Genomic DNA, 10,719 nt, shown 5'->3' with positions numbered 1-10,719 from the left:
TAGATTCTTTTGTGTTACTATCCTTCTGGATCACTTGGGTCTTGTTCATTTGGTATCCTCCTTTTTAATGGGTTAAAAAGAAAATTATATCAAATGGCTTCCAAGTGATCCACATAGTATCTACAAGATGCATTCAAAGCTGACCGATGAAAGCTGATAGCATTCATCAAAAAAACCTGTTATTTGATGAATATCACCATCTCCCTGATGCCCCGCCGCCACCAAAACCACCGCCGCCTCCTGAAAACCCTCCGAATCCGCCTCCACCGCCAAAGCCGCCACCGAACCCGCCAAAACCTCCCCCGGATCTCCAGCGATTATTTTTATTCCTGCCGGAATTGATTACGCTTGCAAAGGATAAGGGGCCGCCAAAGAGGCTTAAAAGAAGGCCGCCGATAATGCCAACAGGAATCATAAAAAGCATGAGTAAACCGGGCCCGAATAATATGGCTGCAATAATCGGGAAGAATATCCCTCCTGCTACAGCGCCCAGCGGGCGTTTTATCCTGCCAAACATGTTTACCAGAAACAGAAGGACAAGAACCGGAAACAGGCCTGCACCTGGCGCCGGCTTGTGGCTCCCCGTTGATGGCCTTTTATCTGCGGTAAACTCCCCCCTGACAGTCTGGATCATGGCCTGGACTCCGCTTATTACACCAGCATCAAAATCACCCCTCTTGAAGTGAGGGACTATAACATACTGTATTATTCTCCCGCTTATGAGGTCCGTGAGCTTGCCTTCAAGTCCATAGCCCACCTCTATCCTGAGTGCTCTGTCATTTTTTGAGATAAGGAGGATTGCGCCATTATCGCTCTTCTTCTGGCCAATCCGCCACTTCTCAGCAACCCTGATGGAAAAATCCTCCAAGCTGTCACCCTCAAGGGATGGAATGGTCAGTACCACTATCTGTGTCGAGTCAGTATTCTCCAGCTCTGCAAGCACAGCCTCAAGCTGCTGCTCGGTTGCAGGGGAAAGGATATTCCCATAATCATTCACCCTGGCCTTGAGCGCGGGCACATCCAGCCCTGATGCACAGGTAGCCCAGAATGCAATGAGCAGGCTGATAATGCAGATATTGACTGATTTCGCGATATTCATGCTAAAATTTTACCTTTGGCGCTGCCTTTGCTCCTTCATCTGCCTTGATATATTCCTTGCGATCAAGATGCAGCAGAATACTGTTTGTCAGGCTGTTGGGAAACTTACGAATTGAAAAATTAAATATCTCAACCGCCTCGTTATACCGCTGCCTTGCGACATTGATCCTGTTCTCAGTCCCTTCAAGCTGGTTCTGAAGGTCCATGAAATTCTGGTTTGCCTTGAGATCAGGATACTGTTCCACTACAACCATGAGCCTTGATAATGCGGATGAAAGCCCTCCCTGGGCCTGGTTAAACTGTGCCATAGCCTCGGCATTATTGAGGTCTCCAGGTGTGAGATTTACAGCGGTTGCCTTTGCCCTGGCCTCAATTACCGCCTGAAGCGTCTCCTTCTCATGTGAGGCATATCCCTTTACCACCTCTACAAGATTGGGGATAAGGTCTGCCCTGCGCTGGAGATTTGATTCCACATCACCCCATGCCTTGAACACGGCCTCTTCATTTGACTGCATAAGATTGTATCCGCACCCTGACAGAAGCATGACAAACACAATTGATAGTATCACTGATAAATACTTTTTCATCGGTTCCTCCTGAAAATTAACTGTTAAATTACTGCCATGATATAGCCTGCTAATATAACATCCAATACAAAAAATCTTTTATGGTTATTTTGTAAAAATTACTTTGAGCTCAAACACTTAAATAGCTGGTCTTAAAATCAGGATCAAGGCATTGTCATTCGTCCAGTACATTCCTGACTGTCACAGCAAGGGTATCCATAACCACCGGTTTCATTATATAAGCCCTTATGCCCAACTGTCTTGCCTTTTCATTATTAATAAGATCACTGTAACCTGTACACAGGATAATTTTTTTCGCAGGCCTGAGTCTCAGGATATTAGTTGCCAGCTCTTCACCGGTCATATTCGGCATGGTCATATCTGTTATTATCAGGTCAAAAAGATCCGGGTCATGTTCAAACTGGTGTAATGCATCAATACTGCCTGTGAGTTTTGTTACACTGTAACCAAGTTTCTCAAGCTTTCTGGCGGTGATGTCAGCAATAAGAATGTCATCATCAACAACCATGATATACTCTGTGCCGGTTGGAAGAGTTGCTGCTGTATCATGGGTATTTCCCTTGAATCCGGATGATACCACAGGCAGATAGACTCTGAATTTGCTCCCGATATCAGGTTCGCTGTATACCTGTATATCCCCATTCAGACTGGTGACAATGCCATGTACAACCGACAGACCCAAACCGGTTCCCTCACCCTGGTTCTTTGTTGTATAATAGGGGTCGAATATCCTCTTAAGGGCCTCCTTTTCTATCCCGATACCTGTGTCGCTGACCTCAATCTTTAAATATGAACCTGGTGTTAGATTTATATTTATATCATCAGATTCGCCAGTTATGATCAGAGGTTGAAGAGACACACTAAGCACACCTCCTCTCTTTTTCATGGCATGATATGCATTTGTACAGAGATTCATTATCACCTGATGAATCTGGGTCGGGTCGGCTAGAACAGAACCGCAGTCCGGATTAATATCATTCCTGATTTCTATTGTTGTGGGGATGGATGACCGGAGCAGTTTAAGGGCCTCTTTTATAATAGCTTGTATCTTAAGAGGTTTAAGCTCCTGATCGTTTTTACGGCTGAATGTAAGAATCTGCTGTACAAGCTCCTTTGCCCGCTGTGCCCCTCGGAGAATCTGGTCAAGGTCTTCGTTTAACTTCTCTTTGTCATCTGTTTCCAGTTTTGCCATCTCCGTAAAACCAAAAATAGCACCCAGGATATTATTAAAATCATGCGCAATGCCACCTGCCAGTGTGCCAATGGCCTCCATTTTATGGGCCTGGTAAAGCTCTTCTTCAAGTTTCTTCATCATACTTATATCTATCCCAAAACCCAGGAAATATCTCTCACTATCATATTCTATATATCCAGCAGTATACAGCATAGGGATCTTTGAACCATCTGCTTTTATAAATTGGCTTTCAAGTGAAATATTATCCCTGTTAGTACGGATATCATCAAGTGTCCTGATGAATTTTGCCTTTTCATTATCAGGGATACAGTCCAGAAAAAAAACCTTTCCCTTTTCCATTTCATCAGGGCTCTTTCCTGAAAGATTTTGGAGGTTCCTATTCCATTTTAATAACTGATGGCTCTCATTAAAGGCATAAAAAATCCCCGGCATACTGTTGATGACCTTTTCAATAAAGGTCTTTTCTTTTATCAGGGTCTCCTGTGCCTGGGTGATTTTAGATATTTCAGACCTAAGCAGAAAATAAATTATTACTGAAGTAGCAAGCACAAAAAACCATCCCTTGAACATCTGCAACATGGTGAGGGCTTCAGCATCTTTAATAAACAATAACAATATCTGATCAGAAAAAAGTATCCACAGCACTGCAAGACAGGCATAGATTAAGGCAACCTTAAAGGCGGCATTTTTGAGGCAGGTTTTTATAATTATTTTTACTTTTTTAATGTCCATTTTTAACGCTAATATTTCTCTATAAACTACCTTTAACCTCACCTACCCTGTATTTTACAATCTTTTTAATCAGGTCATAGGGTACCGGTTTATCAAGAGGGAATTTTATTGACCCTTTGCTTTTCTCGTATTCAGATAATTCATCCCTGAATTTTTCTATTGCAGAAGGTGTAGGATAAAAACCTATATGTCTTTTATATCCCGCAAAGTGAATAAGATTTTCATTAAGCACAAAGGTCGGTATACCGTACTTTATGGCCTCATCTGCATCAGGAGCAGCCTTTGAAATAATGTCCCGGATCTTTTTCAGGATACCCTGAACATCCTTTGGGAAATTAGAGATATACCTATCAATCTCAATGTGTGATATTTTCTTTTTTACCATGCTTACCCGGTATTGTTAATGGTTGCATGCTGCTATTCAGATATTTTCATATTCCGGTTAAATAGTTTTTAACACTGTAATAACCGCCCTCATAAAGGCAGGCAGATCATCCGGTTTTCTGCTTGTAATAAGATTCCGGTCGATTACCACCTCTTCATCCACCCATTCGGCCCCTGCATGGGTAAGATCATCTTTAATAGCAAAAAATGAGGTAACACGGCGGTTTTTCAATATTTTTGAAGAGGCAAGCATCCATCCCGCATGGCATATTGCTCCAATTACCTTACCCGCATCATCAGCATCCTTTACAAGCTTAACCATTTCAGGGTAGCGGCGCATGATATCGGGGGCATAACCGCCGGGTATTACTACACCGTCAAATTCGGTCATATTTACATCCTTTGCTCCTGTGTCTGCCTTTGCAGGAAACCCGATCTTTGATGTGTACTGGGAGCTTCCGGAGCCGACCGTTATAACCTCTGCACCGGCCTCCTTCAGGCGATAAAAGGGGTACCAGTATTCAAGCTCATTATACATGTTTTCTATAAGTATTATGACCTTTTTACCTTTAAGTTCCATGATCTTATCCTTTCAGGGATCTATTACTCTGTATCAAGCCCCCACTTTTTAAAATACTCTTTATAATATGGAGGCTGCTTGAAATTACCTCTTATATCACGGCCAAAGCTGCGGTAACCCATACCCATTTTGTCATAGTGGTATACACCGCTCATAAGCTCTTCCATCCTGCCTTTTGGGATCGTTAACATCATCTCATCATCACCCACCCCTCCCCTTTCAAATTCGCCCGGGTCAGGCACTGTAACCTCACATTCTCCTGTTAAGAGGGAGGGCACAACAGAGTGCACACATGACCATAGAGGGTCGAGGTTGGATGATACCGTGTAGCCGTTTTTTCGCATCATGCAAAACAGCATATGCCTGAGCTGGGTTGCATTGCAGTAAATGACTGTAATGTCAGGTTCAAAATTGGCCTTGTGTAAAGGGGCAAGTACCATTCCGGCATATTTTCCGTGTGGCAGCACCGGCATGGACATGTTTCTCGCCTTTGCAGCCTCTCTATTCTGGATAAAAAAGTCGCTGCCCGAACCCTCAAGAAAATCCTTTGGTGTTTCCACCAGGCCGTAACCAATAATAGGCTCAAAACACCAGTGATCTTCTATAAACATGGCAAGGGAGGTGCCGCGGCGGCGGACAATACCAAAGGCCTGACAGGCGGAATAATGTTCTCCAAGGTCTTTTTTGGGTCTGACTGCCCCCTGAGGTATCTCTGTTTCATCCTTAAGCATCTTTATTGCAATAGGGTATGTCCTTAAGACAAGCATGTTCAAGAGATCCGAACCGTATTTATTGACTGTCTCAACCGGTGAAACAGTACCTTCCGCAGTGCTTGCGGCTGCAACGGCAATATTTTTGATACCTGCGGCACCAGCCACAGCAGCAATGGCAGTACCTGCCAGAAATGTCCTCCGTGAAAGGCCAGCCTGATCTGTTTTTTTAGTTTCCATGACTTCTCCTATAATTTTTGTTTAAAAATATCTGCATTTTGCAGAATTCGATTAAAAATTCTAATTTTATTTCAGGTTATACATCTTTGTTAGTTCAAATTTCTTATCATCAGAAAGAGATTTGTAATATTGCTTCCAGCCCGGACAAAATCCTATATGCCATCGCCATATCCTGCCAAGAAATGACTTTGGGTCCTTGTCATACCTTGAACGGAACCTGCAATTTTCACATGACATTTTAATACCTCCATTTGTGTAAAAAAATCCCGAAAGCCAGATAAAAATGTTGATGGAAAACTCATATATAAAATTTATTATAAAGACTTACTTCAGCATCCACAATATTTTAAATGAAATGTCAAACGATATATTCGAATTTTACTATTAATAGGGAGTAAGGTAAACTTTGACAAAGTTCTGACAACTAAAGATATTTTTCAAATAACAATCTTGTAAGTGTCATAGAAAGTTATTGGAATATTTGAAAATTATAATTTTATTATTTCTTTAAGTAGCTTGACACATTAGCAGCCTTCAACTATATATAGAAATATTTTTGCCTTACCTGACTTTTTTGATGTCTTACAGGATTTTGTATTAAAAGGTTTTTTTAGCCCGGTTTTATGTATTGCTGTTTTACTGTGTAATCAGAGAGTTCTACTAACTTTCAATATGTTTTCATGGTCGGCAAATATGTTTTCTTCTATAAACAGGGTGCTAAAAAATTTTCCCGGTGACAATTTCAATCTCCTGTTGAACGGTCCTCACACTAACTTACTACTCATACATACAGCCCCTTTAACAAAGTCAAATTTATTAAACATACAGGCTCTTTGCGGATTCTATCTTTAGTTTAGCATTTTGATTTTTTGTAGCCGCTTGTATCGGGCTGCATAAAAAATAAGTTTTCTCTCAAGAGGCAGCTCAACTTTCTATAATAAAAAAAAATAGTTGAGTAATATTAACTTATTTTTATTAAGAGGGGGAAAAATGAAAATGACAAAAAAGTGGCTTACTCTATTTAAACGATCTTTTCATTCCATGTTAATCTTGTGGTTGGCACTTACGTGCGGTATGGCAATGGGGCAAGAGGATAAGGCTTCGGATGAAGGAGAGTTCACACTGGAAGAAATTGTAGTCACCGGTTCAAGAATCCCTCGTCGCGATTATCAGTCATCAAGTCCAATCGTCACAGTTAAAGCTGAGATCTTCGAAGAACGATCCAATATCGGTATAGAATCGGCGCTTAACCAATTGCCGCAATTCACTCCCGCAGGCACTCAATCACTGCTCAGTGATGCCGGCACACCACTTCCTTCAGCGACGGCAGCACCTGGTGCCGCAACAGTAAACCTGAGAGGTCTGGGAACAAATAGAACCCTCGTTCTGGTTGATGGTAAACGTGTTCAGCCTATGAATGCTGCGCTGGTGGTAGACCTCAACACCATCCCCGCCGCTGCCATCGAATCCGTTGAGGTCATCACCGGTGGCGCCGCCGCCGTTTATGGTGCAGATGCTATTGCCGGTGTTGTGAACTTGATACTGAAAAAAAACTTCAAAGGCGCGACATTTGATGCCCAATATGGCATTACCGAAGAGGGTGACGGCGAAGAATTTCAATTAAGTGCTCTGTTGGGCTCCGAGGTCGCTGATGGCCGCGGCAATGTCATGATGGGTTTTAACTATGCGGATCGAAATACTGTCATGAGTAAAGATCGCAAATTTATCAGGGATGGCTGGAGAGACCCCGGCACCGTTTCTTATAGCGGCGGACAGGAATTAGGCTCTTCCAAGCTGATCGGCTTTAATCCGGGTACCACTAATCTGCCAACTTTATGGAGTGCCTCTATGTACCGCGTCGATCAAAATGGCAACATATTTGCCGATGCGGATCCCTTAAATACGGCCCACCCTTATACTGGTCCAATAGGATATGATTCCGGTTTTAAAATCAGTCCGGACAGTGGGGGCCTTACCTATTTCAATAAAGACCTGAGCTTTCTGCAGATGCCCCTGGAGCGGTATTCGATTTTTGGATCAGGAAGTTACAGCTTTACCGATTCCATCGAGTTTTATATGGATCTGCGCCATTCTGAGAACAAGGCCCTGGCGATCGCCAACCAGCAGCAGTTTTTTAACATCTGGGCTATACAAATGCCCTATAATCAGCTTTATGACGACCCCGATTCGGAGCTATTCGGTCAAGGGCCCGCTGGTTTTGCTCATCATCCGGTGCCTGCCGGATTGGCCGATTTGTTAAATTCGCGACCAAATCCGGATGCGAACTGGACCTTGGAACAAGCTATGCATTATTTACCGCCTTATGAGACACTTACAACAAGTAACGTATTTCAGGTAAGCGGTGGTCTGCGTGGTAAGTTTGGATCCGGGTTCACCGAAGACTGGACCTGGGACGTGTATTATTCTCACGGCAAGTCAACGATCAACGTTCAGCAACACGAAGGTTTTACACAATTAACAAGGTCTCAGGAAATATATGAAGCCGACCAGTATGGCAAGGGCTGGTCAGGGGGGTATGCAACATCCGTTATCGCTAAATGTGAAAGTGGAATTCCTGTATTTAACGCGGATGGCAGTGTCAACACATCTTCTTACGTCAGTCAGGATTGTGCCGATTACATGACCCTTCGCATGAACTCCATCACAACACTGGAACAAAATAATTTTGAAGCCAATATACAGGGCAGCCTTTTTAAATTGCCCTGGTCCGAAAAGATTAAGTATGCATTAGGTGTCAATTATCGCGAGGAAAATTTTCGATTTAATCCCGACTCTGGTTTTAATGCGAACCAAAATTTTCCCGAGGTAGTTGGTAATATTGCGTTACCAGTGCCTGTCGACGGGAGTACCGATGTAAAAGAGATTTATGGCGAGCTTTTAATCCCGGTACTCAAAGACTTACCTTTGATAAAAAGTTTTACCCTTGAACCAGGTTATCGTATATCGGATTACAGCAACGCGCCAAAAGAGGATACCTATAAGGTAATGGCTGATTGGGAAGTCATTGACTGGATTCGTTTACGCGGGGGTTTCCAGTATGCAAACCGTGCCCCCAATATGGCCGAGCTGTTTATGCCAACAGGAGCCAGTACCATTACAATAGGCGCAGATGCCTGTGGTAGCTGGGATCAAGTAGCGCCTTGGGGTAATAAAGCTGATAACCCCAACCGCTTGAATGTGCAGACCCTGTGTCAACACTTGATGGTCCGCGATGGCGCGCCGGCTAACTTTGCCCTGTACGTGCCCGGGGCCAGTGCAAATGACTGGGCATATAATGTCTTTGGTGGAACGTTTTACTTTCCCTTTGTCTTGGGAGTAACAGGGGGAAATCCAAACCTGGCATCTGAAACAGCCGATACCAAGACCTTTGGGGTAGTTATCAACTCGCCTTTTAAGGCGCCGGCCCTGGAAAATTTTCGGCTTTCTATTGACTATTACGATATTGAAGTTGAGGGTGCGATTGGCTCCCCCGGTCATGGTACGGTATATCAGCAATGTCTGGATGCCCAGTACAACCCCTTAATAGGCTCAGCTCCAGGAACCTACACAGGCGAGCAACTGGCAGCCGGCAACCCCTATTGCGATCTCATTAAACGGGAGTACATAGACGATGGAATGAATGTTTTCGGCGCCGACCGAAAATACCTTGCAGCCTACATGAACCAGGGGGCACTGTTCTCTGAGGGATTTGATATTCAACTCGATTGGAATTCAGATTTCTCTGACATCGGACTTGATTTTATTCCCGGGCGTCTGGGTGTGAATGTGCTGTATAGTAAACTCGAAAAATATGCTATATCACCATATGCGGGAGCAGCAGAGGTTGACTACACCGGAACAGTAAGCAATTCATCCTTTGATTACCGAGTGCTTACCAACCTTTCCTATAGCCACGGCCTATTCTCCGCTGGTTTACGCTGGAGGTATCTGCCATCACTTGATCCAGCGCCTGGTAGTGCACCCGATGTTAAAGGGGTAGCATCCTATAATCAATTTGATTTATTTAGTCGCTATATCCTGGGAGATAACATGGAATTGCGCTTTGGTATCGATAATCTGCTTTACGCCAAACCGAAGCCTACTGGTGCAAATTCAACTAACAATGCTCTTGGTAGTTATATTGGCAGCCACGATATTCTTGGTCGAAGATTCTACCTGGCAGCAAAAGTCTGGTTTTAAAAACTGAATTAATTTAGCTCTTCAATAAAAAAGCCCGTTAACAATTTTATTAACGGGCCTTTTCTTTAGTTTGTTAAGCGTTGAAATTTTCCGAATAAACAAGATATAACTCAATTTCCAGCCTTTAAATTTTCCAGACCTTCGATTAAACGTCTTACCCAGAGACCAACAGCAAGCTTGGCCCGTTCAGAATTGGTTATCCGGTTTGCCCAGTCAAAATAACCTCTGTCCGGATCCTCCCTGGTATCTATCCAGCGGCCAATGATTTCTCCGCTTACCGCATCGTGAACCTCTAAAAACAATGTGGCACGACCAGCCTGCCTGACATAGCTTCTGGAGATGACTGACGAACCTTGAACATCAGGGGCGTATACATCCAGATCGATTATCCTGGGTTTAAAAAGAAGTGTATTTGAATCGGCCTGATCCGCCTTTTTGAAGCCGCCCTTTTCCTGAAGAGCCTTATCAAATTCTTCAAATACAATTTTCCCCATGGTCTCTTTTATCCTTACCATGTCCTCATCCATTACGTGTGCTGCCAGACTTTTTTGACCACGATTGTAGTCTCGCTTCCAGTTCTTCCTGAAACTCACCTCAACCGGAGATATTTGATATTTGGTGTACTCAGCCCAGGTGACGTCACTTTTAATCTGTGTTTCAGTAAAACCTGTTGTCTTCAACACTGTCAGGCCATCATTAGTGACATCACCCTTTTTTAATTTTCCCTTCTCTGCTAAAGCCATACCTCCGCTGATAAAAAAAAGAGCCAATACCAGACAGCTAATGTGTTTAAATTGTAATAGTCTATTATTAGATAATTTTTTCATGTCTCCCTCCAATAATAAAATGGATACCTGATTAATTAATGGCTCCTCACAAGAATTTGTGGGTGCCAGGTTAATAAAAAACTTGAAAGCATGAATCAAATCAAGTACTTCCTGTTGGTGACTAACCTATGGGAAGGAGGATATGATTCATGCTTATCGAAAGTAT

The 10,719-nt window shown here is 43.2% G+C and carries 9 protein-coding genes; 1 reads left to right on the top strand and 8 read right to left on the bottom strand.

Features of this window, described 5'->3' with window-relative positions; translation table 11 throughout:
- Positions 1-193 precede the first annotated feature (193 nt).
- The 7 genes from GX654_17865 to GX654_17835 all read right to left on the bottom strand — a co-directional run bounded on the left by GX654_17865 (position 194) and on the right by GX654_17835 (position 5,763).
- Entirely contained in the window at positions 194-1,099 is a 906-nt protein-coding gene (locus GX654_17865) for a TPM domain-containing protein (GenBank protein ID NLD38732.1), read from the bottom strand.
- A gap of 1 nt (position 1,100) precedes the next feature.
- Positions 1,101-1,685 carry a LemA family protein gene (locus GX654_17860; protein NLD38731.1) on the bottom strand — a complete coding sequence of 195 codons (585 nt, stop codon included), beginning with the start codon at positions 1,683-1,685 and terminating at the stop codon, positions 1,101-1,103.
- Positions 1,686-1,839: 154 nt separating this feature from the next.
- Positions 1,840-3,612, bottom strand: coding sequence for a response regulator (locus tag GX654_17855; GenBank protein NLD38730.1), 1,773 nt, complete (start codon positions 3,610-3,612; stop codon positions 1,840-1,842).
- 19 nt (positions 3,613-3,631) lie between these two features.
- Entirely contained in the window at positions 3,632-3,997 is a 366-nt protein-coding gene (locus tag GX654_17850) for a hypothetical protein (protein ID NLD38729.1), read from the bottom strand.
- A gap of 57 nt (positions 3,998-4,054) precedes the next feature.
- Positions 4,055-4,579 carry a type 1 glutamine amidotransferase gene (locus GX654_17845; GenBank protein NLD38728.1) on the bottom strand — a complete coding sequence of 175 codons (525 nt, stop codon included), beginning with the start codon at positions 4,577-4,579 and terminating at the stop codon, positions 4,055-4,057.
- Positions 4,580-4,599: 20 nt separating this feature from the next.
- Complete coding sequence (locus GX654_17840; protein ID NLD38727.1) at positions 4,600-5,526, bottom strand: DUF169 domain-containing protein; 927 nt, start codon at positions 5,524-5,526, stop codon at positions 4,600-4,602.
- A gap of 66 nt (positions 5,527-5,592) precedes the next feature.
- Positions 5,593-5,763 carry a hypothetical protein gene (locus tag GX654_17835; GenBank protein NLD38726.1) on the bottom strand — a complete coding sequence of 57 codons (171 nt, stop codon included), beginning with the start codon at positions 5,761-5,763 and terminating at the stop codon, positions 5,593-5,595.
- A gap of 753 nt (positions 5,764-6,516) precedes the next feature.
- Between GX654_17835 and GX654_17830 the strand changes: the two genes are divergently transcribed.
- Entirely contained in the window at positions 6,517-9,726 is a 3,210-nt protein-coding gene (locus GX654_17830) for a TonB-dependent receptor (GenBank protein NLD38725.1), read from the top strand.
- A gap of 110 nt (positions 9,727-9,836) precedes the next feature.
- On the opposite strand, the gene GX654_17825 is transcribed toward GX654_17830, so the two are convergent.
- A complete protein-coding gene (locus GX654_17825) occupies positions 9,837-10,469 on the bottom strand; it encodes a DUF3313 domain-containing protein (protein ID NLD38724.1) in 633 nt (210 codons plus the stop codon).
- Between the last annotated feature and the right edge of the window lie 250 nt (positions 10,470-10,719).

The organism is Desulfatiglans sp. (assembly GCA_012513605.1).
GTDB lineage: Bacteria > Desulfobacterota > DSM-4660 > Desulfatiglandales > HGW-15 > JAAZBV01.
The sequence above is the reverse complement of the archived record's forward strand: the minus strand, read 5'-3'. Positions and strand labels throughout refer to the sequence as shown.

Excerpts from the sequence above, each read along its gene's own strand:
- GX654_17825 (NLD38724.1), bottom strand. The coding sequence starts at position 10,469 with ATGGCTTTAGCAGAGAAGGGAAAATTAAAAAAGGGTGATGTCACTAAT.
- GX654_17850 (NLD38729.1), bottom strand. The coding sequence starts at position 3,997 with ATGGTAAAAAAGAAAATATCACACATTGAGATTGATAGGTATATCTCT.
- GX654_17865 (NLD38732.1), bottom strand. The coding sequence starts at position 1,099 with ATGAATATCGCGAAATCAGTCAATATCTGCATTATCAGCCTGCTCATT.
- GX654_17840 (NLD38727.1), bottom strand. The coding sequence starts at position 5,526 with ATGGAAACTAAAAAAACAGATCAGGCTGGCCTTTCACGGAGGACATTT.
- GX654_17855 (NLD38730.1), bottom strand. The coding sequence starts at position 3,612 with ATGGACATTAAAAAAGTAAAAATAATTATAAAAACCTGCCTCAAAAAT.
- GX654_17835 (NLD38726.1), bottom strand. The coding sequence starts at position 5,763 with ATGTCATGTGAAAATTGCAGGTTCCGTTCAAGGTATGACAAGGACCCA.
- GX654_17830 (NLD38725.1), top strand. The coding sequence starts at position 6,517 with ATGAAAATGACAAAAAAGTGGCTTACTCTATTTAAACGATCTTTTCAT.
- GX654_17860 (NLD38731.1), bottom strand. The coding sequence starts at position 1,685 with ATGAAAAAGTATTTATCAGTGATACTATCAATTGTGTTTGTCATGCTT.